Source organism: Streptomyces sp. SYSU D01066-1, from assembly GCF_054956795.1.
The window spans coordinates 1-25709 of the sequence record NZ_JBUDHV010000061.1 but is presented as its reverse complement, the minus strand read 5'-3'; the positions used below and the strand labels follow the sequence as shown (position 1 = coordinate 25709).

Genomic DNA, 25709 nt, shown 5'->3' with positions numbered 1-25709 from the left:
TACGAGACCTTCGACGCCGAGGCCGCCGCCGCCCGCGGCATGGCCTTCGAACACCTCGACCAGCTCGCCATGGACCACCTCCTCGGCGCCCGGAACTGAGGACGCGCGCGTAGCGGGACGACACCGTGTGTGTCGTCCCGGCGGTGCGGCAGAGGCTGGTGGTGCGGGCCGGCCGTTCGTGCCGCTGTTGTGCCGTACCGGCTTTCGCGCAGGGGCCCACCGACTTCCGTACAAGGGTCGCGTGCCACCCGGCCGGACGGGATCCTGGACGGTATGGCCATGCCGCCCGCACCACCGCCACGGCCGCCCGGACCACCGGGCGCCCCACCGCCGGGAGGCGGCTTCGGTCCGCCCGCCGAGGATTCCGGACCGGGGCACGGGGGCGGAGGCGGACGCGATCCAGGACGGCGACGGAACACACCGGTTCTGCTGCTCGCCCTCGTCGTGGCGGCCGGCGCCGTGGTCGCGATCGTGCTCATGGCTTCCGGAAGCGACGACTCGCCGGACGAGCACCCGCCCGCCGGGAGCAGCGTGACCGCCACCCCCTCGCGCTCCTTCGGTGTCCCGACCGAACTGCCGACCGATCTGCCGAGCCGCCTGCCCAGTGAGCTGCCGTCCTTGCCGTCCGAATTGCCGAGCCGCCTCCCCAGCGAGCTGCCGTCCTTGCCGTCCGGTTTCCCCGACGAACTGCCCAGCGACCTCGAGTCCCTGATCCCGTCCCCGGCCGCGCGGACGGCGCCGTGACCGACCAGCGCCTCCAGAGGACGGACGCCGGACGGAGCCGGGACCGCTGATCATGTGCCCGGGTGCGATCAGCGGTGGCACACCACCGAACCCGCCAGACGGGCATGCGGACGGGCTGGGCGGCCGGTGGGGGAGAGCGCGCAATCAGGGGCCGTTCCCGGCCGCGGACGCCACGGGACCGGCGTGGTCGCGGGATCCCTCGCCACTGCGCCCGCGGATACCCAACGACCGTCCTCCTCGCGGTAGGGCCACCCACGGCCGTCGGTGCCCAAGCGGAACCGGAGGGCCCCGACGACCGCCCACCAGTTGTACCGGGCGCGCGGCAAAGGCCGTTCACCTCCAGGTTCACGGCGGCCCCACGGCGATGTCCGGAGGCGGGGCGCCGTCCGGCCGCCGGAAGGCGACGTCACCGGTACGGGCAGGCTCACCCGGCAGGAAGACGGCGCAGCAGCCGGCCGGTCGAGGGATCACCGGTGGAGGGACCGGGGGAGTCGGCTGTTCGGCGATGACTCGCCCCTCGATTCTGACTGGTGACGGCGTCGCCGACGGTGCGGGAACGCACCGCCGACCGGGTGCGCTCGACCGCGACGTGGGACACGGCGCGAGGGGGCGGCAGGCAGGCGGAGGCTGGACGGGACGGAGTCCTCGGGCTCCCCTGGTGTGGCGACGGCTCTCAGGGAGGAGTCAGGGTCCGGTCTCAGGGACGGCTCAGGGTCGCGATCGGAACCGCGGTGGGCGCGGGCCCGTTCTCAGAACAGAGAGCGGTACTGGCCGCGGAGGAGGCGAGATCATGTCGAAGAACGCCAAGATCGCCGCAGGGGGTGTGGCGGCCGGGCTCATCCTGTGGATCTGGCTGCCCTGGTGGGCCGCCCTCCTGATAGTCCTGGGAGTCCCGGCCGCAGCGTACCTCGCGCTGGACCCGTCCCAGCGGCGCCGACTGCGCCGTGTCAGCCGCAAGGAACTCGGCCGTTGACGCGCTGACACCGAGGAACCGCAGGCACCGAACAGCCGGACACTCCGAGGACCGGACACTCCGAGGACCGGACACTCCGAGGACCGGACGCTTCGAGGAGCGGGGAGGTCCGGTCACCCCGGGCGACCCGGCCGCGGCTCAGCCGGGACGCACGGCCATCTCGTCGAGGGCCTTCAGCAGGCCCGGCAACCGCGGTCCCCGGCCCACCGGCAGGACTTGGCCGGGCTCCTCGTCGAGCAGCACGAAGGCGATGTCGTCGGTCCGCGCCACGAGTGACCAGCCCGGACCATCGGCACGCAGGGTGCGGGCGTCACCCGCCGCGTACGCCGACCGGACCCGGCCGAGCGGCGGCGGTGTGTCGACGTACGCACGGGCTTCCGCGAGCACCCGCCGGACACCGCCGCGCCCCTGCGTGGCCCTCGTGCCGGGCGGACTTCCCCGGACAGGACTCCTGGAGCCGCCCTCGCCCCCGGCCACGTCTCCACCTCCTGCTCCCAGTCCCCCCGCCCGGTCGTCCAGACCCTCGGCAGCACCGGTACCGTCCTCCGCGGCCGTGACCCCGGAGTCGTCCACCTGTTCCCGCCACTGCGCCCACCGCAGAGCGATCTCGTCGGCTCCCAGACGCCGCTGGGCAGGTCCCCAGACGGTCGTGTCGGGAGGCGACAGTGGAGGCCGGTCGTCCACCTCGGGCGCGGGGTCGTGCGGCGCGGGCACGCCCGGAGCCGCGACGGCGACCGCGAGGGGCCAGCCGGGCAGCGCCGTCACGACGGTGCGCTCGTCCGGCGACAGCTCGTGTTCCATGCCGCAGTCCCAGGAGGCTATGGCCACCGCGACCAAGGAGACGTCGTCGATCACCACCGTCCACCGAGCCCCGGAACCGTCCTGGCCGAGCACCAGCCCGTAGCCGTCCGCCGACGGAGGGAGACCGAGCGCCGAGCAGGCCTCCGGACAGTCGTCGCCCAGCACGCCCGGGAACTTCCCCGGAGTCAGCAGCACCGCCGTGAGCACATGGAGCGCGTCGTCCTCGGCGGCGACGGCGTCCTCGCCCGTCACGGTCATTCCAGCCTCCCCATCGGATCGACCGACGGCGCGCACCCTAGTGCGACCGGAAACCGCTTGTCACGACTCCCCGACATGTCCGGGCTGCGACTTCCCCAGTGGGCGGGCCGAGAACGACCACCGGGAGCGGGTGTCCCGTCAGGAAGCAGGCAGCCCGAGCAGGGCACGGGCCACTGTCCGCGGCGGCTCGTCGCGCTCACGCGCGAGCGCGACGACGGCCCGGCACGCCAGCTCGTTCACCCCGAACGACAACGCCTCCGGCGACACCCAGCCCGCCGCCTCGTCCATCAGCTCCTGATCGTCCTCCACGCGCGCCGACACGTAAGCGGCGGCCGCCTCGAAGAGGTTGTGCCCACGACTGTCGTGTTCCGTTTTCCCGGCCGCGCTCAGCGCACCGAGCAGTCTGCTCCCCATCTTGCGCGCCCTGCCGAACAAGTTGACCACCGTCCCCCTGTGCCGCCGCCATGACCGACCGTGCGTACGCTCCGGTACCCGACGTGGAACCGCGCGTACGTACCGGTACTCAACGTAGAGATGCCGCTGTCCCGGCAGAAGGGGGCGGACACGGGCACTCTGGGCGCCGCCCGTCCGCGGTGCGGGGGAAGCGGCGGTGCCGGGGCCGTGGTCAGCTCCGGCGGACGGCCAGGGCGAGGAAGCGGGCGTCCTCGTCGACGTACGACGTCATGCGCCAGCCCGCGGCGGCCAGCAGCGCGCGGAGGTTGGGCTCCGCGCGCAGATCCTCCGGAGTGAGCCGACGGCCCTGACGGGCGGCCAGCACCGCCCGGCCGACCGGATGGAACAGGGCGAGTACACCGTCCGGTCGTACCACGCGCGCCAACTCGCGCAGGTTCTCACCCGGATCGGGCAGGTGGGCGATGAGCCCCGCGGCGAACACGGCGTCGAGCGACCGTGACCTCAGCGGCAGTCTGGCGACGTCGGTCAGCAGCAACCGCCCCTCCCGGTCCCGGCCGGCCCGCCGGGCTGCTTGCAGCATGGCCGGGGTGAGATCGGCCCCGAGCACCACCCCCGAGGCGCCCACGGCCGCGCGCAGCGGCGCCAGGGCACGACCGGTGCCGCACCCCGCGTCGAGCACACGGTTCCCGTGGCGCAGGCCCAGCTCGGCGACCGCCGAGGCGTAGGCGGGACCGTCGTCGGGGAAACGGCTGTCCCAGCCGGCGGCGCGGGCGGTGAAGAACTCCTGGACGTGTGCGTGGTCGTCGCTCATGCTCCGCATGATCCCGTACGACCGGGGACAGCGTCGCGGTGCGCACATGTGGGCACGGCAAGGTCGTCCGGTGTGTCCCTGGGGAACATTCCGGCGGTTTCCGGAACGGAGTCCGGGACGCCGGGCGACTGGCGGACGGCTCCTCGGCTGTCGGCTTCTTCGAGCACCGGCGCCTTCCGTTCGCGGTCGCCGCCGACTGCTTTCCGGGCGCCCGCCGGCACAGCGCCCAGGACACCACGCACGCCCCCGACCTCGACCGGGGCGCGTCCGTCGTGCTGTGCGACGCGCGCGAGCGCGCCTCGGGAAGAGAGACACTGGGCCGGCCCGTCGAGCAGCCGGGCGGACGCATACCGCCCGACGCCCGACTGGGTCCGGTGGGCTGACCGCGGCCACCACCCGGCCTCCGGCCCGGACCAGGGTCAGTCCGCCACGGTCTTCGGCGCCGAGACCGGGCCCGCGGTCACCCGGGCCGGCGGTTCACCGGGGGGTACCGGCACAGGCGTCGGACTCCTCGGCAAGCTTCCCGCCCGTGTACCGGGCACGGCGCGGGCCGCCCGGCCCCGCGGTTGGTCCGGCTCCTCCGAGATCCGGGTGCGGCCCCGGAGCACGACATGGTCGAACGGGGGCCGGCCGTCGTCCACGCACAGGGCGACCGGCCGCCCCGGAACGGACCGCGGCCCCCGACGGTCCCCTCGTCGGTGTGGAACACGCTCTCGTCCCCGTCGAGCAGGAACCGGGCCGCGCCACGTGCGGACTGCCGTCCGCCCGGACGGCGCACGGTTTCACGGCACGGATGCCGTACGAGACGCATGCCCGCCGCTCCTCGCCGGTCATCTTCCGCGCCATGGTCCCCTCCTGCTTGCCCGGAACCCCACCGTGGGGAAGGCTGAGGATCAGACCCCCACGGCCAGGGGGAGACGACGCACGGGGAGCACAGGGGGCGACGGATCATGGCGCAGAACCAGAAGCTCGGCTGGATGCTGGACGATCTGACCGAGCGCGTCGAACATGTGCGGCACGCGATGCTGCTGTCCAACGACGGCCTGGTCACAGGCGCCAGTACCGGTCTGCGGCGCGAGGACGCGGAGCACCTCGCCGCCGTCTCCTCCGGACTGCACAGCCTGGCGAAGGGGTCGGGCCGCCACTTCGGCGCCGGACGGGTGCGGCAGACGATGATCGAGTTCGACGACGCGGTCCTGTTCGTCACCGCGGCCGGCTCCGGCAGTTGCCTGTGCGTACTGAGCGGTGCGGAGGCAGACATCGGCCAGATCGCTTATGAGATGACCTTATTGGTGAACCGGGTCGGCGAGCACCTCCACATCGACGCCCGGTACCCCGATCGCACCTCTACCGCGGAGTCCTGACCTGCGGATTCCCTATTCCTCTGGGGCCTTCGGCGGAGTTTTCCACAGCCCCCGGCGGACAGCCGGGCGGACGGCTACGGTTTTTCCGGACGGGCGCACAGGGCGCGGTCCGCGCACACTCCACGGGGGAGACGAGCATGTCCGGAAACACCCTCAGGCCACAGGTGACATCCGCCACCGACCGCTCCGCCACGCGGGGCGACAGGCTCACGGCCAGGCGGGCGGCGCGGGAACTCGGCCTCAAGCGCAGTGAGTTCGACATCGCGGTGGGCCTCGGCCGGATCCGTGTCGTGCCCGATGAAGGGGGCGGGGGACCTCGTGTCACCTGGGCCGAGATCGAGAGGGTCCGTGAGCGGGAGGGCTTCCCCGAATCCCTGCGGGAGGCGGTGCGGACCGTGGGGACGGCAGAGGGCGCTGCCCTCATGAAGGTGACCAAGTCCCGGTTCACCCGCCTCGCCCGACTGGGGCTGCTGGTACCCGTGCAGGTCTACGTCAACCGCTACGGGGCCGTCGTCTGGCTGTACCTCGCCGACGAACTACGACAGTTCGCGGCCGGCGAGGGCAATGCCGGTCTGCTGACCGGCATTGCCCCCGAGCGGTTGCGGGAGCGGCTGAAGGACGGCCAGGACCGGCGCGCGCGCAACTGGCGCCGCCGGCATCTGGGGTTCCAGCTCCGCCGGACCGACGATCCGTGGGCCCGGGCCGCGGCCGTGGCGTCGCTGCTCGACCCGGTCGAGATCATGGCCGTCGTGCGGGATCCGCACGAGCGCTCCCACCTCCAGCGGTTCCGCCCGGCTACCGTGATCCACGGCACCCGCGACTCGCCCACCGCCAGGCTCGCCGAGGAGATCACGACGGCGACCGACCCGGACGAGATCCACTGGCTCCGCGCGGAACTGGCCCACCTGGCCGGCACCGCGCGAGAACACCGACCGGCCCCCAGACCCACGACCAGCCCGGCAGCTCACCGAGCCCCGAGGACGGCCGGACACCACCGTCCGTCCCCGGCGGCACGCTCCTCCACCGCGGCGGGCATCGCTGCTCAGTACATCACCACGCCGAGCACCACCACTGTGAGCACCACCGCCCCGGGCGCCATCGAGCTGAGCGCCGCCGCGTCGAACGACACCTGCCCGCCGTCGGTGGCGCAGCACCGGGCGCACGCACCAGCACGCTCCCGGGGCCTGTTGGGCCGCCTGCGTCGCAAAGGCAACCGGCCCACCCGGCCACCTCGCTGAGTCCGCTGCCGGACGGACTACAGGGCCCGGAACAGACCCTCCTGGACGACGGACACCAGCAGACGGCCCTCGATGTCGTAGATCCGGCCGCGGGCCAGCCCGCGCCCGCCCGTGGCGATCGGGGACTCCTGGTCGTACAGGAACCACTCGTCCGCGCGGAAGGGACGGTGGAACCACATGGCATGGTCCAGGGAGGCCATGTCGAAGCCCCGCGGCCCCCACAACGGCTCCACCGGGATGCGCACGGCGTCCAGCAGGGTCATGTCGCTGGCGTAGGTCAGCGCGCAGGTGTGCACGAGCGGGTCGTCACCGAGCGGTCCGACCGCTCGCATCCACACGGCACTGCGCGGCTCGGCGTCCTGGATGTCCTCGGTCTTCCAGCGGAGCCGGTCGACGTAACGGATGTCGAAGGGCTGCCGTCGCGCCATCCGCTCCAACTGCTCGGGCAGCGCACCCAGATGCTCCCGTACCTCGTCGGTCACCGTCGGCAGCGACTCCGGGTCCGGCACCTCGCGGGCCGGCGGCAGCTGATGCTCGAAATTCCCCTGCTCAGGCTTGTGAAAAGAGGCGGTGAGATTGAAGATCGTACGCCCCTGCTGCACAGCTGTGACCCGGCGGGTCGTGAACGACCGCCCGTCCCGGACCCGTTCGACCTGGTACACAATCGGTACGCCCGGCCGGCCCGGCCGCAGGAAGTACGCGTGCAGCGAGTGCACCGGGCGGTCGCCCTCGGTGGTGCGTCCCGCGGCGACCAGGGCCTGGCCGGCCACCTGGCCGCCGAAAACCCGTTGCAGGGATTCCTGCGGGCTGCGACCGCGGAAGATGTTGACCTCGATCTGCTCCAGGTCGAGCAGGTCGACAAGGCTCTCGGCCGGATTGGGCGTGGGCGTCATGGGTGATGTTCTCCTGTGTTCACAACTGGCCGACGTCGGTGACGCGGATGACCGCCCGGCCCTCCGCGTCGGAGGCCACGAGGTCGACCTCCGCGCTGATCCCCCAGTCGTGGTCGCCGTTCGGGTCGTCGAAGATCTGCCGGACGCGCCACAGCCGGTCCTGCGGCTCCTCCTGGATCACCAGCAGCTTCGGACCGCGGGCGTCGGGACCGGTGCCGAGGTCGTCGTACTCGTCCCAGTACTTGTCCATGGCCTGGCCCCAGGCGTCGGCGTCCCACCCGGCGTCGCCGTCCATCTCGCCCAGTTCCTCGACCTGGTCGAGGGCGGCCAGCTCCACCCGCCGGAACAGGGCGTTGCGGACGAGGACGCGGAAGGCACGCGCGTTGGTGGTGACCGGCCGGACCTGGTCCGCCTTCTCCTGGGCCTCCTCGGCGGTCATCTCCGCGGGGTTGGCGAGCTGTTCCCACTCGTCGAGCAGGCTGGAGTCGACCTGGCGCACCATCTCGCCGAGCCACTCGATCAGGTCCTGGAGGTCGTCGGACTTCAGGTCGTCGGGAACGGTGTGGTCCAGGGCCTTGTAGGCGCCCGCGAGGTAGCGCAGCACGATGCCCTCCGTCCGCGCCAGCTCGTAGTGGGAGGTCAGCTCGGTGAAGGACATCGCCCGCTCGTACATGTCCCGGATCACCGACTTCGGCGACAGCGGGTGGTCCCCGACCCAGGGATGACTCCTGCGATAGGTGTTGTACGCGTGGAAGAGCAGCTCCTCGAGAGGCTTCGGGTACGTGATCTCCTGGAGGCGCTCCATGCGCTCCTCGTACTCGACCCCGTCCGCCTTCATCGCGGCGACGGCCTCACCGCGTGCCTTGTTCTGCTGGGCGGCGAGGATCTGCCGGGGATCGTCCAGCGTGGACTCCACCACCGACACCATGTCCAGCGCGTACGACGGCGACTCGGGATCGAGCAGTTCGAACGCGGCCAGGGCGAATGTGGACAGCGGCTGGTTGAGGGCGAAGTCCTGCTGGAGGTCGACCGTGAGGCGGACGATGCGGCCCTCGGCGTCCGGGGTGTCCAGCTTCTCGACGATGCCGCCGTCCAGCAGCGAGCGGTAGATGGCGATGGCCCGCCGGATGTGCCGCAACTGCTGCTTGCGCGGCTCGTGGTTGTCCTCCAGCAGACGGCGCATCGCCTCGAAGGCGTTGCCGGGCCGGGCGATCACCGACAGCAGCATCGTGTGCGTCACCCGGAAACGGGACGTCAGCGGCTCGGGCTCGGAGGCGATGAGCTTGTCGAAGGTCTGCTCGCTCCAGCCGACGAAGCCCTCGGGAGCCTTCTTGCGGACCACCTTGCGGCGCTTCTTGGGGTCGTCACCCGCCTTGGCCAGGGCCTTCTCGTTCTCGACGACGTGCTCGGGTGCCTGCGCGACCACGAACCCCGCCGTGTCGAAGCCCGCGCGTCCGGCCCGTCCCGCGATCTGGTGGAACTCCCGGGCGCGCAGCGTCCGCACCCGGCTGCCGTCGTACTTGGTCAGAGCGGTGAACAGCACGGTCCGGATGGGCACGTTGACGCCGACGCCGAGCGTGTCCGTCCCGCAGATCACCTTCAGCAGCCCGGCCTGGGCGAGTTTCTCCACCAGACGCCGGTACTTCGGCAGCATGCCGGCGTGGTGCACGCCGATGCCGTGCCGCACGTACCGGGAGAGATTGCGCCCGAACTTGGTGGTGAAGCGGAAGTTGCCGATCAGGTCGGCGATCCTGTCCTTCTCCTCGCGGGTGCACATGTTGATGCTCATCAGCGCCTGCGCCCGCTCCACGGCCTGCGCCTGCGTGAAGTGCACGATGTAGACGGGGGCCTGCTTGGCGGTCAGCAGGTCGGTGAGGGTCTCGGTGAGCGGGGTGTAGCGGAACTCGTAGGACAGGGGCACCGGGCGGGTCGCCGACCGGACCACCGACGTCGAACGGCCGGTGCGCCGGGTGAGGTCCTTCTCGAAGAAGGAGACGTCGCCGAGCGTGGCGGACATCAGGACGAACTGGGCCTGCGGCAGTTCCAACAGCGGGATCTGCCAGGCCCAGCCGCGGTCCGGTTCCGCGTAGAAGTGGAACTCGTCCATGACGACCTGGCCGATGTCCGCGTGCTCGCCGTCGCGCAGCGCGATCGACGCCAGCACCTCGGCGGTGCAGCAGATCACGGGGGCGTCGGCGTTCACGGAGGCGTCGCCGGTGAGCATGCCGACGTTCTCGGTGCCGAAGAGCTTGCACAGCTCGAAGAACTTCTCCGAGACCAGCGCCTTGATCGGCGCGGTGTAGAAGGTGACCTCGTCCCGGGCGAGGGCGGCGAAGTGCGCGCCCGCCGCGATCATGCTCTTGCCGGAGCCGGTGGGCGTCGAGACGATCACGTTCGCCCCGGAGACCACCTCGATCAGCGCCTCCTCCTGGTGGGGGTAGAGCGTGAGACCGCGCTCCTGGGCCCACGACTCGAAGGCTTCGTAAAGGGCGTCGGGGTCGGCGGTCGGCGGCAGGCGATCGATGAGGGTCACGCCACCATCTTGCCTGGCCCGGACCCCGATGCGGGAATCGGATGCGGGACCGAAGATCATGAAGGTTACCCTGGGGCGCCGACGGCATGTCGGAGGTCCTGGCCAACTGGACAGCGGCACACGAGGAATGGGGCGGTCAACGGCGATGATGGGACCAGCACACTCACTGTCGGGCGCCGCGGCCTGGCTCGGTGTAGGGGCGGCGACCGCCGCGGCGGGGCACCCGATGCCCTGGCCGGTCCTGCTGACCGGAGCCCTGATCTGCGCGGGCGCCGCGCTCGCCCCGGACCTCGACCACAAGGCCGCGACCATCTCGCGGGCCTTCGGACCGGTGTCCCGGGGTCTGTGCGAAATCGTCGACAAGCTCTCCTACGCCGTCTACAAGGCCACCAAGAAGCAGGGCGACCCGCGCCGCTCCGGCGGTCACCGCACGCTCACCCACACCTGGCTGTGGGCGGTCCTGATCGGGGCGGGCTCCTCGGTGGTGGCGATCACCGGGGACCGCTGGGGCGTGCTCGCGATCCTCTTCGTCCACATGGTGCTGGCCATCGAGGGCCTGCTGTGGCGGGCGGCCCGCGGCTCCAGCAGCGACGTCCTGGTCTGGCTGCTGGCCGCGACCAGCGCCTGGATCATCGCGGGTGTCCTGGACGAACCGGGCAACGGGTCGCACTGGCTGTTCACGGCGCCGGGACAGGAGTACCTGTGGCTGGGGCTTCCCATCGTGCTGGGAGCGCTGGTGCACGACATCGGGGACGCGCTGACCGTGTCGGGTTGCCCGATACTCTGGCCCGTACCGGTGGGCCGCAAGCGCTGGTACCCGATCGGTCCGCCCAGGGCACTGCGGTTCCGTGCGGGCAGCTGGGTCGAGCTGAAGGTGCTGATGCCGGCGTTCATGCTGCTCGGCGGGGTGGGCTGCGCGGCCGCGCTCAACGTCATCTGATCCGCGGTCTCGGTCCGCCGAAGCGCGCGGCGGCGACTCCTGACCGCCTCCGTCCCCGTCCGACGTCCTGCTCGGGGCTGTCGGGTCGGCGGGAGCGCGCCGGCTGGGTCCGGCGCGCTCCGACGCCCTGGCCGGAGTCGTCGGGCAGATGCCGATGGGGGTACGCCGGTCGCGCCCGCTCTCGCCCGGCGTCCTGGTCGGGGCTGCCGGGGCTGCCGGGGCTGCCGGGTCGGAGGGGGCGTGCCGGTTGCGCTCGGTCTCGCCCGGCGTCCCGCTCCGGGCTGCCGGACGGGCGGGGACGCGTCGCTGTCGATCGACGTCGATCGACGTGCCGCCCCGGTCCACCGAACCGTAGGGCGAGCGCCAGCCGGGCCCGATGCCACCGGACCCGGTGCCGTCGGGCTTCCGATGCCGTCGTGTCCGTGTCCGTGACCGCCCGTCTCGACGCGTCGAACGGCGGAGCACGCGGCGGCCCCTCAGGCGGGCCGGCCTTCGGCGCCCGTCCCGCCACCGCCGTAGCGCCGCTCGAAACGGGCGATGCGTCCCTCGGTGTCGACCGTCCGGGCCTGACCCGTGTAGAACGGGTGGCTCTCCGAGGAGATCTCCACGTCGACGACCGGGTAGCTCTGGCCGTCGTCCCACTCGATGGTCCGGTCGCTGGTCGCGGTGGACCGGGTGAGGAAGGCGTAACCGGCTGCGCGGTCCCGGAAGACGACGGGACGGTAGTCGGGGTGCTTGTCCTGCTGCATGGGCGCTCCTTGTGCGGCGGGGGCGGCGCGCAGCGCGGCGACGCCGGGGGAACAGTGGGTTCAGTGGGGCAGGGCGTCCTCTTCGACGACGTGCATCGCGGCCTCCTCGGCGGACGCGGCCGCGCCGTCGATGCCCACGTCCATGGCGACCAGGGCGGCCTCCTCGTCCTCGTGGGCTCCCTCGTCGGGAGCCACGAGCCGGCCGGAACGGGCCGCGCCGACCTCGTGGTCCAACAATTCGCCGTCGGTGTCCTCGCAGTCGCCGAGACCGTCCCCGTCCAGGGCCGCGGTGTCCGGAATCTCCTCGGAAAGCCGCTGGTCCAGGCTCTCGCCATGACGGCGTTCGGCCGCGGTCACACCGTCGTGCTCCACGGCCCAGGGCCGCTCCGGCGGGGACCAGCCAGGGTCGAAGGGGTCATCGGCACCGCCGTACTCCAGGGTGTCCTCCGCGTCGAGCAGCCCGGTGTCCTCCCTCTGCTCGGAACCGTCGGGCTGGTAGACGTCGTCCCCCCATCCGTCGGCGCTGTTCACGGATACCTCCAGAGGGTGGGGCCCGGTCCGCTCTCACCGCGGGGCCCGGCGGGGCGCCGCCGCACGGGGGCAGGGCGTCGCCGGTCGACGCGTCGCGAGGTCTCCGGGCGTTCCCCGCGCCGGTGCCCTCTCCCAGATTTCCACCCCCTCTCGGGACCGCGCAACGGCACGGACCCGGGCCGGGGACCCGCCGCTCTCCGCCGGCCCCCGGCCGCGCCCTCCAAGACGCCCGTCACCCACGCCGCCGGTGGGGGGCCGTCCGGGTCAGCCGTGCCACGAGCGCCACAGCGCCGCGTACGCCCCGTCCGCGGCGACCAGGTCGTCATGACTGCCCAGCTCGCTGATCCGGCCGTTCTCGACCACGGCGATGACATCCGCGTCGTGGGCTGTGTGCAGCCGGTGGGCGATCGCGACGACGGTACGGCCTTCCAGGACCCGGGCCAGGGACCGCTCCAGGTGCCGGGCCGCCCGGGGGTCGAGCAGCGACGTCGCCTCGTCCAGAACCAGGGTGTGCGGGTCGGCCAGCACCAGGCGGGCCAGCGCTGTCTGCTGCGCCTGCGCCGGAGTGAGCGCGAAGCCGCCGGAGCCGACCTCGGTGTCCAGCCCCTCGTCGAGCGCGCGGGCCCAGCCGTCCGCGTCGACCGCGCCCAGGGCGGCCCACAGTTCGGCGTCGGTGGCACCACCGCGGGCCAGCCGCAGGTTGTCACGCAGGGAACCCACGAAGACGTGGTGCTCCTGGTTGACGAGGGCGACGTGCGACCGGACCCGTTCGGCGGACATGCGCGACAGTTCGGCGCCGCCCAGGGTGATCCGGCCTTCGCGGGGGGCGTAGATACCGGCGAGCAGCCTGCCGAGGGTGGATTTGCCCGCGCCGGAGGGGCCCACCAACGCCATCCGGGTGCCGGGGGCGACCTCCAGGGAGACCTTGCGCAGGACGTCCACGCCCTCCAGGTAGCCGAAGCGCACCTGGTCGGCGCGCAGGTCACGTCCCTTTGGGGCCGACGCGGTGTCATCGCTCTCGGGTTCGATCTCCCGCACACCGACCAGCCGGGCCAGCGACACCTGGGCCACCTGGAGCTCGTCGTACCAGCGCAGGATCAGGCCCACCGGATCGACGAGCATCTGCGCGATCAGAGCCGCCGTCGTCAGCTGGCCGACCCCGATCCAGCCCTGGAGCACGAATACGCCGCCGATCATGAGAACCGAGGCGAGGACCGTCACATGAGTGACATTGATGACCGGGAAAAGCACGGACCGCAGCCAGAGGGTGTACCGCTCCCAGGCCGTCCACTCCCTGATCCGGCGGTCCGACAGACCGACGCGGCGGGCGCCCAGGCGGTGGGCCTCCACGGTGCGCCCGGCGTCCACGGTCTCGGCGAGCGCGGCGGCCACGGCGGCGTACCCGGCGGCCTCCGAACGGTACGCGGAGGGAGCCCGCCGGAAGTACCAGCGACAGCCGACGACCAGCAGGGGCACCGCGAGCAGCACGGCCGGGGCCAGCGGCGGTGCCGTGACCACCAGACCGCCCAGCAGCAGCACCACCCACACCGCGCCGATCGCCAGCTGGGGCACGGCCTCCCGCATGGCGTTGCCGAGCCGGTCGATGTCGGTCGTGATCCGGGACAGCAGGTCACCCGTGCCGGCCCGTTCGAGCACTCCCGGCGGCAGCCCGACCGAGCGCACGAGGAAGTCCTCGCGCAGGTCGGCCAGCATGCGCTCGCCGAGTACGGCGCCGCGCAGCCGAACCTGGCGCACGAAGGCGGCCTGGAGGACCAGTGCGACCACGAACAGCGTGGCGGTGATGCCCAGGTGCAGCTCGCGCGCACCGCCGGACACCCGCTCCACGAGTCCGCCGAGCAGGTAGGGACCGGCCATGGAGGAGACGACGGCGACGGTGTTGACGGTGATGAGCAGTACGAACGCGCGGCGGTGCCGGCGCAGCAGCTCCGTCACGTAGCCGCGCACGGTCGCGGCGTCGCCGACGGGCAGGGTGCTCGCCGTGGTGGGGGCCGCGGGGTCGTACGACGGTGGCGCCACGCCGATCATGCCGTCTCCTCGATCTCTTCCAGGCGGTGCAGTACGTCATCGTCCAGGCGACCGTTCCCGAGGGCGTCGCCACTGGGAGCACGGCCTGGGCCGTCACCGGCTGGCACGCCCAGGCCGGTGTGCTCTTCCCGGTGGGCGCCGGCCTCTTCCTCGGTCTCGCGTGTCACCACGGCCCGGTACCGGGTGTCGTCGCGCACGAGGTCGTGGTGGGTGCCGACGGCCGCGGCCTTGCCCTCGTGCAGGAACACGACTCGCTCGGCGCGGTCCAGCAGCAGCGGTGAGGAGGTGAACACGACGGTGGTGCGGCCCTGCCGCAGGCCCCGCACGCCCTCCGCGATGCGCGCCTCGGTGTGCGAGTCCACGGCGGAGGTGGGCTCGTCCAGGACGAGGACCTCGGGGTCGGTCACCAGCGACCGGGCCAGGGCGAGCCGCTGGCGCTGGCCCCCGGAGAGCGAACGGCCGCGCTCGGTGATGCGGGCGTCCATCGGGTCCTCGACGTCCACCGACCCCTGTACGAGAGCCGCCAGTACGTCCTCGCACTGTGCGGCGGCCAGCGCCTGCGCGGCGCCGACGGCACCGGAGGCGGGCACGTCGAGCAGGTCGCGCAGCGTCCCGGACAGCAACACCGGGTCCTTGTCCTGGACCAGCACGGCCGTGCGCGCGGAGTCCAGGGGAAGTTCGTCCAGCGCCACCCCGCCCAGCGAGACCGGTGTGCCCTGCTCCGAGGGATGGCCGCCCAGCCGTTCGGCCAGCCTGCCTGCGGCGTCGGGGTCACCGCACACCACGGCGGTCAGCAGGCCCGCCGGGGCCAGCAGACCGGTCTCCGGGTCGTACAGATCGCCGGACGGAAGAGCACCGACTGCGCTGGATCGGCTCCTTTCCGATCCGTCCGTTCCGGATCCGTCCGTTCCCACGCTGTCTGCTCCGGATCCGTCCGTCCCGGATCTGTCCATTCCCGGACTGTCCGTCCCGGATCCGGATCCGCCCGTGCCGGACCTGTCCGTGCTGGTGCCGTTCGCCCCGGATCCGGCACGAGCGGATCCGCTCGTGCCGGATCCGCTCGTGCGGGACCCCCTCATGTCCGTGGCCCGTTCCAGCGACAGCACCCGAGCGGCCCGTCGGGCCGAGGGCCGGGAGAAGGAGTACGCCATGGCGATCTCCTCGAAGTGCCGGAGAGGGTAGGTGAGGATCATGACCGAGCTGTAGACGGTGACCAGCTCGCCGACGCCTATCCGGCCGTCCCGGGCCAGGTGCACGCCGTGCCAGACCACCGCGATGAGCAGCAGCCCCGGCAGCAGCACCTGGATCGCGGAGATCAGGGACCACATGCGGGCGCTGCGCACGGCCGCGTGGCGGACCTCCTGGGAGGCGCGGCGGTAGCGGTCGAGGAAGAGCTGCTCACCGCCGATGCCGCGCAGCACGCGCAGTCCGGCCACGGTGTCCGAGGCCAGTTCGGTGGCCCGGCCCGCCTTCTCCCGCTGGACGTCGGCGCGTCGTGTGGCACGGGGCAGCAGCGGCAGTACGGCCAGCGCCAGAACCGGCAGGCCGATGATGACGACGACGCCGAGGGACGGCTGGTAGAGGAGCAGGCCGACGCAGACCAGCATGATGGTCAGCGCCGCCGCGGTGAAACGGGACACCGCCTCGACGAACCAGCCGATCTTCTCGACGTCGCCGGTGGAGACGGCCACGACCTCGCCGGCCGCGACCCGCCGGGTCAGCGCCGAGCCCAGCACGGCGGCCTTGCGGGCCAGCAGTTGCTGCACGCGGGCGGCCGCGGTGATCCAGTTGGTGATGGCGGCGCGGTGCAGGAAGGTGTCGCCGAGCGCGTTGCCGGCGCAGCACACGGCCAGCAGGGCCCCGGCCAGGGCGAGCCGGCCGCCGGACCGGTCGACGACGGCCTGGACGGCGAGACCGACACAGAAAGGCAGCGCGGAGACGGAGGCGAAGTGCAGCAGTCCCCAGGCCAGCGATTTGAGCTGTCCGCCCAGCTGGTTGCGGAAGAGCCACCACAGGAATCGAGGGCCCGAACGCGCGTCAGGCACGCCCGGGTCGGGGAACGGAAGGTCTTGGATCTGCATGAGGTCCCAGTGGCTCGTTTCAGGCGGGCCGCTCGGTGCGGCGCCGGGAGGGCAACAAACCGTGACAGGTTCGCGTCGCTGCGTGGTGGAAATCAAGCGGTTTTCCGCACCGGCGCAGGGATCCGGCTGGGACCGTCCCGAGTGCTCCGCAAAGCCCGGGCGCAGTGCGGGCCGGGCGGCTCGGAGCTGGCGAAGCCGCTGGTCATGGCGGTGCCGTGGCGTCGAGGAGCGGGCGGTGGACCGGGCGGACCACCGCGGACGACGGCGTCAGCCGGCCTCGGTGCCCGGGCGCACCACGGCGGTTCTGTCGATCAGCGTGTCCAGCAGTCCGCCGAGCGCCGCGCGCTGCTCGACGGTCAACGGGGCCAGGATCTCCTCCGCCGCCGCGCGGCGCGCGCGGCGCAGTTCGCTCAGCGCCGTGCGCCCGCTGTCCGTCAGTTCGATGCGGATCACCCGCCGATTGGCCTGATCCGGCGCCCGGCGCACCATCCCGGCGGACTCCAGCCCGTCGACGAGTGTCGTCACCGCTCGGGGGACGACCTCCAGACGCTCGGCCAGGTCGGTCATCCGGGGCGGCGAACCGTAGTGCGCGAGGGTGCGCAGCAGCCGGGCCTGGGCGGGGGTGACACCGAGGTCGCCTCGCTCCAGATGCCGCTTCTGGATGCGGTGCACCCGGCGGGTGAGCCGCAGCAACTGCTCGGCAAGGACACCGTCGGGGTCGGGAGCGGTCATGCGGGAACAATATCAGGGCACCGTTCATTGTGAGTGTAGGTAACAATGAGCTATGATCCGTGAGGTCTGGCCGGACGCCGCCCCAGCGCATCGACTGGGCACCGAGCGTGTGCCGGACGGCGTGCGGCCACGTAGCGGTCGTGCGCCGTCCGGCGCACCGGTCGTGGCACCTCGCCGTCCGAGGTCGGCGTCCCGCCGCCGGCCGGCCAGCGCGGGTCGACCGGCCATCGCCGCGGCCGACCCGCCGACGCCGGTGACCGGTCGTCGGCGGCACGGCGGGCCGCCGACGGTCCGTACGGCCGCCGGAGGCCGTACGGGACCGTCGACCGGTGCCCGGGCAGCGGGCGCCGCACCTCCGCGGCCGCTCGCACCCCGCCAGCCCGGGAGCAGGACGACCTCCGTCCGGGCGACCTCCGTCCGGACGACGACGGTCCGGACGACCTCCGAAAGGAGCCCATGAAACCCGACCACGGCCTCTCCTGGACCCCACCCGCCGACGCGCGGGAACAACCCCGGCAGGTGCGCCGCATCCTGAGACTCTTCCGCCCCTACCGGGGCCGCCTCGCGGTCGTCGGCGCACTCGTCGGCGCCGCGTCGCTGGTCTCGGTCACCACCCCCTTCCTGCTCAGGGAGATCCTGGACGTCGCCATCCCCGAGGGGCGCACCGGCCTGCTGAGCCTGCTGGCCCTGGGCATGATCCTCGGCGCTGTCCTCACCAGCGTCTTCGGCGTGCTCCAGACGCTGATCTCCACGACCGTCGGCCAGCGCGTCATGCACGACCTGCGCACCGCCGTCTACGGTCGCCTCCAGCGCATGTCGCTCGCCTTCTTCACCCGCACCCGCACCGGCGAGGTCCAGTCGCGCATCGCCAACGACATCGGCGGCATGCAGGCCACCGTGACCTCCACCGCCACGTCCCTGGTCTCCAACGCCACCAGCGTCGTCGCCACCGTCGTCGCGATGCTCGCCCTGGACTGGCGTCTGACCGTCGTCTCTCTGCTGCTCCTCCCCGTCTTCGTCTGGATCAGCCGCAGGGTCGGCAACGAGCGAAAGAAGATCACCACCCAGCGTCAGAAGCAGATGGCAGCGATGGCCGCCACGGTCACCGAGTCCCTCTCGGTCAGCGGCATCCTGCTGGGCCGCACCATGGGCCGTTCCGACTCGCTCACCCGCTCCTTCGCCGACGAGTCCGAACGGCTGGTCGGCCTGGAAGTGCGGTCGAACATGGCGGGCCGCTGGCGCATGGCCGTCATCACCATCGTCATGGCCGCGTTGCCCGCCGTCATCTACTGGGCGGCGGGCATGGCTCTGAAGCTCGGCGGCCCGGACGTCTCCATCGGCACGATCGTCGCCTTCGTCACGCTCCAGCAGGGTCTGTTCCGTCCGGCGGTCAGCCTGCTGTCGACCGGCGTCCAGATCCAGACCTCGCTCGCCCTGTTCCAGCGCATCTTCGAGTACCTGGACCTGCCCGTCGACATAACCGAGCGCGAGAACCCCGTCCACCTCGACCAGATCAAGGGCGAGGTCCGCTTCGAGAACGTCGAGTTCCGCTACGACGGCCAGGGCGGCCCGGTCCTCGACGGAATCGACATCACCGTCCCCGCCGGCGGCAGCCTCGCGGTGGTCGGCCCGACCGGCGCCGGCAAGTCCACCCTCGGCTACCTGGTGCCGCGGCTCTACGACGTCACGGGCGGGCGGGTCACCCTCGACGGGGTCGACGTGCGTGACCTCGACTTCGACACCCTGGCCCGCGCGGTCGGCGTCGTCTCGCAGGAGACGTACCTCTTCCACGCCTCGGTCGCCGACAACCTGCGCTTCGCCAAGCCGGACGCGACCGACGAGGAACTGGCCGAGGCGGCGAAGGCCGCGCAGATCCACGACCACATCGCCGCGCTGCCCGACGGTTACGACACCGTCGTGGGGGAGCGCGGACACCGCTTCTCCGGCGGCGAGAAACAGCGTCTGGCCATCGCCCGCACGATTCTGCGCGACCCGCCCGTGCTCATCCTCGACGAGGCGACCAGCGCCCTGGACACGCGCACCGAGGCCGCCGTCCAGCAAGCGGTGGACGCCTTGTCCGCCGACCGCACCACGATCACCATCGCGCACCGCCTGTCGACCGTCCGGGACGCCGGCCAGATCGCCGTCCTCGATGCCGGGCGGTTGGCCGAGCGGGGCACGCACGAGGAGCTGCTGGAGCGGAACGGCCGGTACGCGGCTCTCGTCCGCCGGGACGCACGACAGGTACCGACAAGATGAAAATATGCCCAGACTGTCCGCTTTGTGATGCTCTGAGGGTTACCGTGCCCGCATGCAGACGAACACTCCGTCATGGAGCACGAGGAGCACGATTCGACTGACGCGCCGGGGCCGGATCGCCCTGGTCGCGACGGGAGCCGTCGTCGTCGGCACCGCTGTGGCGGTGCCGCTGCTGACGCTGGGCGAAGAGGGAGCCGCCCGGCCCAGGTCCCTGGTGATCCCCGAGGGCCGACGCGCCTCCCAGGTGTACGAGGCCGTCGACAAGGCCCTCGCCCTGCCGGCCGGGACCACCGGGAAGTCCCTGGGCAAGGCCCGCCTGAAGCTCCCCGCCGACGCGGAGGGCAACCCCGAGGGCTACCTCTTCCCGGCGACGTACCCGCTGGACGACAAGACCACCCCCGAGAAGCTGCTGAGGGCGATGGTGGACGCGGCGAACCGCGAATTCAACGGCGCTCCGGTCGCGGCGGGCGCCGAGCGCAACGCCATGAACGTGTACCAGGCGGTGACCATCGCGAGCATCGTGCAGTCCGAGGCCGCCACCGAGGCCGACATGCGCAAGGTCGCCCGGGTCGTCTTCAACCGCCTGGAGCGCGGCATGCCGCTCCAGATGGACTCCACCCTGAACTACGCGCTGAACCGCTCCGCCCTGGACGTCACCGAGGACGACACGAAGATCGACAGCCCCTACAACTCGTACCAGCGCATGGGGCTGCCGCCGACGCCCATCGCCAACCCCGGAAGCGCCGCGATGCGCGCCGCGATCGATCCGGCGCCGGGGGACTGGCTGTACTTCGTCACGGTCAAGCCCGGCGACACGCGGTTCACCGCCGATCACGAGGAGCACCAGCGCAACGTCGCCGAGTCCGACAAGAACCGGCGCGAAGCCTCCCCCGGGAACTCCTCATCCGAGACCGTCCCCGCCAAGGCGTGAGGCCGGGGCGGCCCGACGGGGTGTCACGCGGCCAGGTGTCCCTCCCCGGCCAGCAGCCGCCTGATGTCCCGCACGGCCGCGCGTCCGGCCCGGTTGGCGCCGACGGTGCTGGCCGAGGGCCCGTAGCCGACGAGGTGGATCCGGGGGTCGGCGACCGCGCGCGTGCCCTCGACGCGTATGCCGCCGCCCGGCTCCCGCAGCCGCATCGGCGCCAGGTGGTCCACGGCGGGCCGGAAGCCGGTCGCCCACAGGATGGCATCGGCGGACACCCGCCGCCCGTCCGTCCACACCACCCCGTCGGGCGTGATCCGGTCGAACATGGGCTGCCGGTCCAGCACGCCCGAGTCGAGGCCGGCCCGTACCGCGTCGTTCAGCGGCAGTCCGGTCACGGAGACGACACTCTTCGGCGGCAGCCCCTGCCGCACCCGTTCCTCCACGAGCGCGACGGCCGCCCGCCCGGCGTCCTCGTCGAAGGGCCCCTCCCGGAACACGGGCGGACGCCGGGTCACCCACGTGGTGGCAGCCGCGTACGGGGCGATCTCCAGCAGGTGCTGGGTGCCTGATGCGCCCCCGCCCACCACGATCACCCGCTGCCCGGTGAACTCCTGCGGACCGGTGTACCCCGCCGTGTGCGACTGCCGTCCCCGGAACGTCTCCTGCCCCGGGTAGCGCGGCCAGAAGGGCCGGTCCCAGGTGCCGGTCGCGTTGATCAGCGCGCGCGCCGACCAGTCCCCCTCCGACGCCCCGACGAGCAGCCGCCCGTCCGGCCCCTCGCGCACCGCGCCGACATCGACGGGCCGCCGTACCCGCAGATCGAACTCACGCTCGTACGCCGCGAAGTACTCCGCGACGACCTCGGCGGACGGCCGCTCGGGATCGGCGCCGGTCAGCTCCATGCCCGGCAGCGAGTGCATCCCGTGCACCTTGCCGTACGTCAGCGTCGGCCAGCGGAACTGCCAGGCCCCGCCCGGGCCGGGGGAGTGGTCCAGCACCACGAAGTCGCGCTCCGGTGCGAACCCGGTGCGGCGCAGGTGGTAGGCGGCGGACAGTCCGGCCTGTCCGGCGCCGATGACGACGACCTCGGTCTCGCGTACACGGTTCACGGCACTGCCAACAGCGCGGCCGGACCGCGTCTTCCCGCCGACGGACCCTCCCCGCCGCCGGAATTGGCCGCGTACGTCAGGATGGGACCCATGGCAGAAGCGTTCACCACCCGGACCCTGAACTTCACCACCGGCTCCTCGGAGAGGGTCGTCGACATCACCGGCGACTGCGAGGGCTTCCTGCGCGAGGCCGCGGCCGGCCGCGACGGTCTCCTCAACGTCTTCGTCCCGCACGCCACGGCGGGGATCGCCGTCATCGAGACGGGCGCGGGCAGCGACGACGACCTCCTCTCCGCCCTGCACACCCTCCTCCCCGCCGACGACCGCTGGCAACACCGCCACGGCACCCCCGGCCACGGCCGCGACCACGTCGTCCCCGCCCTCGTACCCCCGCACGCGACCCTGCCGGTGATCGCAGGACGGCTGGAACTGGGGACCTGGCAGTCCGTGTGCCTGGTCGACACGAACGTCTCGAATCACAACCGCACGGTGCGGTTGTCGTTCCTCGGATAGCGCTGCGCCTGGCGTCACTGTAGGGGCGGCATCCGGCCGCACCAGACGAGACGCTCTCTGGGGCGGTCACAGCGGCTTCACCCAGCGGTTCTTCTCGTCAGGACACTGCTACCGGCAAACCGGAGCCCACCGTGCGCGAGGACCGGCCTCGCCACCGGGGTGTGTTGATGCCGCTGCCTGGTCTCGGACGGGGTGAGGTAGCCGAAAATCTTGTGCCTGCGCAGGCGGCGGCGGTCGTAGAAGGTCTCGATGAAGGTGAAGACCTCCGCGCGGGCGGTGGCCCGGTCGGGCCAGGTCCGGGCTCCGATCTCTTCCTCGAGCAGGGCCCGGAAACCTTCCGCCACGACGTTGTCGAAACATGATCCGCTGCGTCCGCAGCTCTGTCGCAGCCCCAACTCCTGTATCCGATCCTGAATTGCGCCGATGTGTACGCGCTGCCGCGATCGCTGTGGATCACACATCCGGGCTCCAGCCCGCCTCGGCCGTAGGCCATGTCGAGGGCGTCGACGACGAGCTCGGCGCGATGGTGGTCGGCCATGGCATAGCCGACGACCTCGCGGGTGGCCAGGTCCAGCCAGCAGGCGAGGTGGAGCCGGCCCTCGGCCGTCGGGAGACAGGTGATGTCGCCGACCAGCTTGATCCCGAAACGCCCGGCGTGGAAGTCGCGGCCGATCAGGTCCCGGGCCGGCCTCGCCTCCAGATCCGGCCGGGTCAGCGAGCGGTAGTCGTAGCCCTTGTCTCCGTGCAGTTCGCCGTAGGGAGCTCGCTGACCAGCAAGGGAGAGGAGCCGCATGCGTGCCACTGCGCCGTGTGTCTGCGTCGGTGAGTTCAGCGCGCGGGCCACCAGGGCGTGTAGACGCGGTGGACCGTGTTGGCGCAGTGCATGCCGCACTCGGTCCACCGACGCTGGCGCCTGGTCGTCACCGGTGGCAGCCACTGGTGGATCACTCGGGCGGCGGGTCGGCGTGTGCTTGGAGCTGCTGCCAGCAGTGGTGGACGTGCTGTTCAGCCTCTCGCACGGCAAGAGAGCCGGCGGCGTCTGAGAGCGTGGCTGCAGATGGTGTGGTTCCGGCCTCGTCAGCGCCGGATGCAGTGTGGCGGCGCGGCGGGCGGACAGCGCGGGCGGTGTGCCCTCGGCCACCGTGGCGGACCGCTGCCCGGGCGACCAGGATCGTCGCGATGACTGCTGCGGCTGTCAGCGCGGCGGCCGCGTGCTGATCTGACATGCTGTGAGGGTCCTTCGTACGGGTACTGGTCGGGGAGCGGGAGGGCCGGCATCCGTGTCGTGCCGGCCCTCCCACCTCCTTGTCCGCGTCAGCCGGGCCAGGTCCCGGTCGGTCGGCGGGGGGCGGTCGCGCCAACGCGGTCGACGGCCGCCTTGACCCCGGTGAAGATCGCGCCTTGCACTGTGGCGGCGAGCAGCACCTCGCGCCAGGAACGTTCTTCGTCGGTTGCTTCCGGGGCGTCCTCGTCGTGGCCGAGCATCTTCCACGTCTACGTGAACAGCGCTCCCGCTGCCATGCCGCTGACGGCGCCGAGGGCCGGACCGACCGGCTTGTAGGCGATCTTCGATTCCTTCACCCGGTTCACCCCTTCCGGCGGCGGCAGGCGAGCCACAGCACGATGGCCACACCCGCGGCTCCCAGCAGCAGGTTGCGGTTGTCCCGCGCCAGCTGCGCCCCTTGGGCGGTCTTCTCCCGCACCGGCTCGGGCGCCTTGTCCTGCCACAGCTGGCCGGCCTGGGCGACCTTGGCCCGGGCCTGCCCGGCGGCCTGGGCGGCCTTGTCCTTGACCGGGTCGGGCAGCCGGTCCTGCGCCTGGTGGGCCAGGTCAGTGGCCTTTGCCTTCAGTTCCCCGGTCTTGAGGGCGGCCTTTTCCTTCAGCTCGCCGGCCTTCGCTGCAGCCTGTTCCTTGACCTCGGAGGTCTTGTCCTGGGCGCGCGCCTTGATGTCGGTCTTCGCTGCGAGCGCCTCGACCGTTTTCCCGAGCTCTTCGCGGGTCTGCTCGACCTGCTCGCGCAGTTCCTCGGGGCTGGAGGCGGTGGATTCGTCGTGAGGCGGCTGGGTCATCGGTGTGCGCTCTCCTTGATCTCGGCCACGCCGGCCTTCACGTTTTCGACCGTTTGTCCGGGCGTGGGCGGCGCGGCCTGGTCGACCTGCTTCTTTCTACTCATGGCCGTCACCGCGGCGATCACACCCAGCACCGCTGTGACGATCAGCCCAGCCGCCCACACCGGCATCGCCTCTGCCAGCGCCGCGATCGCGGTGGCGACCAGCGTCTGCGCCATCAGGAAACCGATGACTCCGGCGCCGCCGAGCAGGCCACCGCCCTTGCCGTAGCGCTTGCCCTTCTCCTTCATCTCCGCCTGCGCCAGGCGCATCTCGCCGCGCACCAGCTCGGTCAGCTGCTGCGAAGCCCACTGCACCAGCTCGCCCACCGGCTCCTGGCCCAAGCGGTCCGTGCTGTGGTCGGATCCGGCATGGTGCGGCTGCGTGCTCGACACGATGGTCACCTCCCGTCTCAATGAGTTTCTGCAGGCCGGGCTGTCTCATGGGCCCGACCATCCGATGAGCGGGCGAGTACCCGGAGCAGGCGAGTTCAGGGTGTGCAGCGGGGCCCGATCGCAGTCTCGGCGAAGAGTTGCCAAGCCTCAGAAACGGCGGCCCACCCGTTGCGGGTGACGTCTGTCGGGCCCGGTGGTGCTCGGCAACCAGACGGTGTTCTACGGCGACGTCATCGACGAGGCGGACTTGTTCGGCCTGCTGACCCGCTTTCGGATATCCGGTCTGCTGATCGTGGAGATGCGGCCGCGCCCCTCAGCTTGAGAAGTGGTGGCGCAGGATCAGGTGTGGGGTGTGGCGGGCGAGCCAGGCGCTGGCCAGGCCGATGGCGGCGCCGGCGGCAACGTCGCTGGGGTAGTGGGCACCGCTTTGCACCCGCTCGAGCGCCACCATGGCGGCCGGTACCGCGCACGCAGCACCGACGGTTGGCCACGTGGGTGCGACGGCGGTGGTGAAGGCCACTGCGGCGGCGGTGTGTCCGGAGGGGAAGGAGGAGGAGTCGGGGCGGTCATCGACCTCGTCGTGGGGGAACCACTCCTTAGGTGGCCGGGGCCGGCCGGCCAGCTGCTTGCACAGGCCGTTCGAGATCATCTGTGCCATCACCACAGCGCCCAGTCCGGCCACCGCCGCCTTACGGCCGCGCCACCCGCCCAGCCACGCCATCGCGGCGGCGGCGCCACACCACAACTTCGTGCTCTCCGCGGTCTCCTCCACCGCTGAGAGCACTTTGCCGAAACCGGACGGGATGTGGGAGGCCGCCTGTTTGGTCAGCGACCGATCAGCGTCACACAACCCCTTCAGAAGCCTCATGAGAGGTAATTATCCGGAGGTCACCGACTTACACCCAAGATCATCGGGGTGGCTGGTCACACGGCGTCCAGGCGACGCCGGTCCTCCTCGTCCCGCTTCCGGGTGTCGAGGGGCTGGGTGTACGGCTCGGCCTCGGCCGGATGGCCGCCCGCGACGGCCCACTGGCGCACGGTCTCGGCGCCGAACTCCAGGTCCAGCAGGATGGCCAGGTGACCTCCAGCAGAACCCGCTTGTCACCCGCCGCCAAGGTCAGGTCCAGCTCCCGCGAAGGCTTCAGGACTGCAAGAGTTCGAGTCCCGTTCGGGTCAAGGCGGCTGACTGGCCGTTCTCTATCCGCTCGTGGAGTCGATCGGGTTCGAACGGGGTCCTGGTTCGGGTGAGCTGACCGGTGCAGGCGCATGGAAGAAGGGCCTCTTGGTAGCTC

General features: G+C 71.9%; 24 protein-coding genes and 4 pseudogenes. 9 read left to right on the top strand and 19 right to left on the bottom strand.

What is annotated here, in order from left to right; genetic code table 11:
- Positions 1-477: 477 nt before the first annotated feature.
- On the top strand, positions 478-744 hold the full coding sequence (locus ACY1JF_RS31480; RefSeq protein WP_462708686.1) for a hypothetical protein: 267 nt from the start codon (positions 478-480) through the stop codon (positions 742-744).
- 790 nt (positions 745-1534) lie between these two features.
- Positions 1535-1717 carry a hypothetical protein gene (locus ACY1JF_RS31475; protein ID WP_462708685.1) on the top strand — a complete coding sequence of 61 codons (183 nt, stop codon included), beginning with the start codon at positions 1535-1537 and terminating at the stop codon, positions 1715-1717.
- Between the two features lie 138 nt (positions 1718-1855).
- Here the strand turns inward: ACY1JF_RS31475 and ACY1JF_RS31470 are convergent, their stop codons facing one another.
- The 4 genes and pseudogenes from ACY1JF_RS31470 to ACY1JF_RS31455 all read right to left on the bottom strand — a co-directional run bounded on the left by ACY1JF_RS31470 (position 1856) and on the right by ACY1JF_RS31455 (position 4847).
- Complete coding sequence (locus ACY1JF_RS31470) at positions 1856-2776, bottom strand: hypothetical protein (RefSeq protein ID WP_462708684.1); 921 nt, start codon at positions 2774-2776, stop codon at positions 1856-1858.
- Positions 2777-2914: 138 nt separating this feature from the next.
- Positions 2915-3190, bottom strand: coding sequence for a hypothetical protein (locus ACY1JF_RS31465; protein WP_462708683.1), 276 nt, complete (start codon positions 3188-3190; stop codon positions 2915-2917).
- A 211-nt stretch (positions 3191-3401) separates the two neighbouring features.
- Positions 3402-4001 carry a class I SAM-dependent methyltransferase gene (locus ACY1JF_RS31460; protein ID WP_462708682.1) on the bottom strand — a complete coding sequence of 200 codons (600 nt, stop codon included), beginning with the start codon at positions 3999-4001 and terminating at the stop codon, positions 3402-3404.
- A gap of 419 nt (positions 4002-4420) precedes the next feature.
- Positions 4421-4847, bottom strand: a pseudogene (locus ACY1JF_RS31455) (pyridoxamine 5'-phosphate oxidase family protein).
- 104 nt (positions 4848-4951) lie between these two features.
- On the opposite strand from ACY1JF_RS31455, the gene ACY1JF_RS31450 reads away from it, so the two are divergent.
- Positions 4952-5365, top strand: coding sequence for a roadblock/LC7 domain-containing protein (locus tag ACY1JF_RS31450; RefSeq protein WP_462708681.1), 414 nt, complete (start codon positions 4952-4954; stop codon positions 5363-5365).
- A 137-nt stretch (positions 5366-5502) separates the two neighbouring features.
- Entirely contained in the window at positions 5503-6603 is a 1101-nt protein-coding gene (locus ACY1JF_RS31445) for a DUF6397 family protein (RefSeq protein WP_462708680.1), read from the top strand.
- A gap of 17 nt (positions 6604-6620) precedes the next feature.
- Here ACY1JF_RS31445 and ACY1JF_RS31440 read toward each other — a convergent pair whose 3' ends face one another.
- A complete protein-coding gene (locus ACY1JF_RS31440; protein WP_462708679.1) occupies positions 6621-7496 on the bottom strand; it encodes an acyl-CoA thioesterase in 876 nt (291 codons plus the stop codon).
- A 19-nt stretch (positions 7497-7515) separates the two neighbouring features.
- Positions 7516-10029 (bottom strand): DEAD/DEAH box helicase, encoded by a 2514-nt coding sequence (locus ACY1JF_RS31435; protein ID WP_462708678.1) that lies wholly within the window; start codon positions 10027-10029, stop codon positions 7516-7518.
- Between the two features lie 145 nt (positions 10030-10174).
- Here ACY1JF_RS31435 and ACY1JF_RS31430 point away from each other — a divergent pair, with 145 nt between their 5' ends.
- Entirely contained in the window at positions 10175-10969 is a 795-nt protein-coding gene (locus ACY1JF_RS31430; RefSeq protein WP_462708677.1) for a metal-dependent hydrolase, read from the top strand.
- 476 nt (positions 10970-11445) lie between these two features.
- On the opposite strand, the gene ACY1JF_RS31425 is transcribed toward ACY1JF_RS31430, so the two are convergent.
- From ACY1JF_RS31425 to ACY1JF_RS31405, 5 genes are all read right to left on the bottom strand, one after another.
- Positions 11446-11718: a type B 50S ribosomal protein L31 gene (locus ACY1JF_RS31425; RefSeq protein WP_462708676.1), complete on the bottom strand. Its 273-nt coding sequence runs from the start codon at positions 11716-11718 to the stop codon at positions 11446-11448.
- 60 nt (positions 11719-11778) lie between these two features.
- The gene (locus ACY1JF_RS31420) at positions 11779-12249 is read right to left on the bottom strand and encodes a DUF5709 domain-containing protein (RefSeq protein WP_462708675.1); all 471 of its coding nucleotides are present in this window, start codon (positions 12247-12249) and stop codon (positions 11779-11781) included.
- Between the two features lie 264 nt (positions 12250-12513).
- Positions 12514-14295 carry an ABC transporter ATP-binding protein gene (locus tag ACY1JF_RS31415; RefSeq protein WP_462708674.1) on the bottom strand — a complete coding sequence of 594 codons (1782 nt, stop codon included), beginning with the start codon at positions 14293-14295 and terminating at the stop codon, positions 12514-12516.
- Positions 14292-16376 carry an ABC transporter transmembrane domain-containing protein gene (locus ACY1JF_RS31410; protein WP_462708673.1) on the bottom strand — a complete coding sequence of 695 codons (2085 nt, stop codon included), beginning with the start codon at positions 16374-16376 and terminating at the stop codon, positions 14292-14294. Before ACY1JF_RS31410 ends, ACY1JF_RS31415 begins: the two co-directional genes overlap by 4 nt.
- Positions 16377-16643: 267 nt before the next feature.
- A complete protein-coding gene (locus tag ACY1JF_RS31405) occupies positions 16644-17108 on the bottom strand; it encodes a MarR family winged helix-turn-helix transcriptional regulator (protein WP_462708672.1) in 465 nt (154 codons plus the stop codon).
- 456 nt (positions 17109-17564) lie between these two features.
- Between ACY1JF_RS31405 and ACY1JF_RS31400 the strand changes: the two genes are divergently transcribed.
- On the top strand, positions 17565-19367 hold the full coding sequence (locus ACY1JF_RS31400; protein ID WP_462708671.1) for an ABC transporter ATP-binding protein: 1803 nt from the start codon (positions 17565-17567) through the stop codon (positions 19365-19367).
- A gap of 52 nt (positions 19368-19419) precedes the next feature.
- Positions 19420-20298 carry an endolytic transglycosylase MltG gene (mltG, locus tag ACY1JF_RS31395; RefSeq protein WP_462708670.1) on the top strand — a complete coding sequence of 293 codons (879 nt, stop codon included), beginning with the start codon at positions 19420-19422 and terminating at the stop codon, positions 20296-20298.
- Positions 20299-20321: 23 nt separating this feature from the next.
- On the opposite strand, the gene ACY1JF_RS31390 is transcribed toward mltG, so the two are convergent.
- A complete protein-coding gene (locus tag ACY1JF_RS31390; RefSeq protein ID WP_462708669.1) occupies positions 20322-21401 on the bottom strand; it encodes an NAD(P)-binding domain-containing protein in 1080 nt (359 codons plus the stop codon).
- Between the two features lie 90 nt (positions 21402-21491).
- Here ACY1JF_RS31390 and ACY1JF_RS31385 point away from each other — a divergent pair, with 90 nt between their 5' ends.
- Positions 21492-21914 carry a secondary thiamine-phosphate synthase enzyme YjbQ gene (locus ACY1JF_RS31385; RefSeq protein WP_462708668.1) on the top strand — a complete coding sequence of 141 codons (423 nt, stop codon included), beginning with the start codon at positions 21492-21494 and terminating at the stop codon, positions 21912-21914.
- Between the two features lie 77 nt (positions 21915-21991).
- On the opposite strand, the gene ACY1JF_RS31380 is transcribed toward ACY1JF_RS31385, so the two are convergent.
- The 5 genes and pseudogenes from ACY1JF_RS31380 to ACY1JF_RS31360 all read right to left on the bottom strand — a co-directional run bounded on the left by ACY1JF_RS31380 (position 21992) and on the right by ACY1JF_RS31360 (position 24351).
- The gene (locus tag ACY1JF_RS31380) at positions 21992-22258 is read right to left on the bottom strand and encodes a hypothetical protein (protein WP_462708688.1); all 267 of its coding nucleotides are present in this window, start codon (positions 22256-22258) and stop codon (positions 21992-21994) included.
- A gap of 62 nt (positions 22259-22320) precedes the next feature.
- A pseudogene (locus ACY1JF_RS31375) lies at positions 22321-22707 on the bottom strand (DDE-type integrase/transposase/recombinase); the annotation flags it as partial.
- 521 nt (positions 22708-23228) lie between these two features.
- Positions 23229-23495: pseudogene (locus tag ACY1JF_RS31370) on the bottom strand (DUF4235 domain-containing protein).
- Positions 23496-23500: 5 nt separating this feature from the next.
- Entirely contained in the window at positions 23501-23983 is a 483-nt protein-coding gene (locus tag ACY1JF_RS31365) for a DUF3618 domain-containing protein (RefSeq protein WP_462708667.1), read from the bottom strand.
- The gene (locus tag ACY1JF_RS31360) at positions 23980-24351 is read right to left on the bottom strand and encodes a phage holin family protein (RefSeq protein ID WP_462708687.1); all 372 of its coding nucleotides are present in this window, start codon (positions 24349-24351) and stop codon (positions 23980-23982) included. Before ACY1JF_RS31360 ends, ACY1JF_RS31365 begins: the two co-directional genes overlap by 4 nt.
- Positions 24352-24613: 262 nt before the next feature.
- On the opposite strand from ACY1JF_RS31360, the gene ACY1JF_RS31355 reads away from it, so the two are divergent.
- Positions 24614-24739 (top strand): hypothetical protein, encoded by a 126-nt coding sequence (locus tag ACY1JF_RS31355; RefSeq protein ID WP_462708666.1) that lies wholly within the window; start codon positions 24614-24616, stop codon positions 24737-24739.
- Here the strand turns inward: ACY1JF_RS31355 and ACY1JF_RS31350 are convergent.
- Both ACY1JF_RS31350 and ACY1JF_RS31345 read right to left on the bottom strand, forming a co-directional pair.
- Positions 24731-25285, bottom strand: coding sequence for a phosphatase PAP2 family protein (locus tag ACY1JF_RS31350; protein WP_462708665.1), 555 nt, complete (start codon positions 25283-25285; stop codon positions 24731-24733). The two genes, ACY1JF_RS31355 and ACY1JF_RS31350, sit on opposite strands and share 9 nt — an antisense overlap.
- 56 nt (positions 25286-25341) lie before the next feature.
- A pseudogene (locus ACY1JF_RS31345) lies at positions 25342-25497 on the bottom strand (ribonuclease BN); the annotation flags it as partial.
- Positions 25498-25709 lie beyond the last annotated feature (212 nt).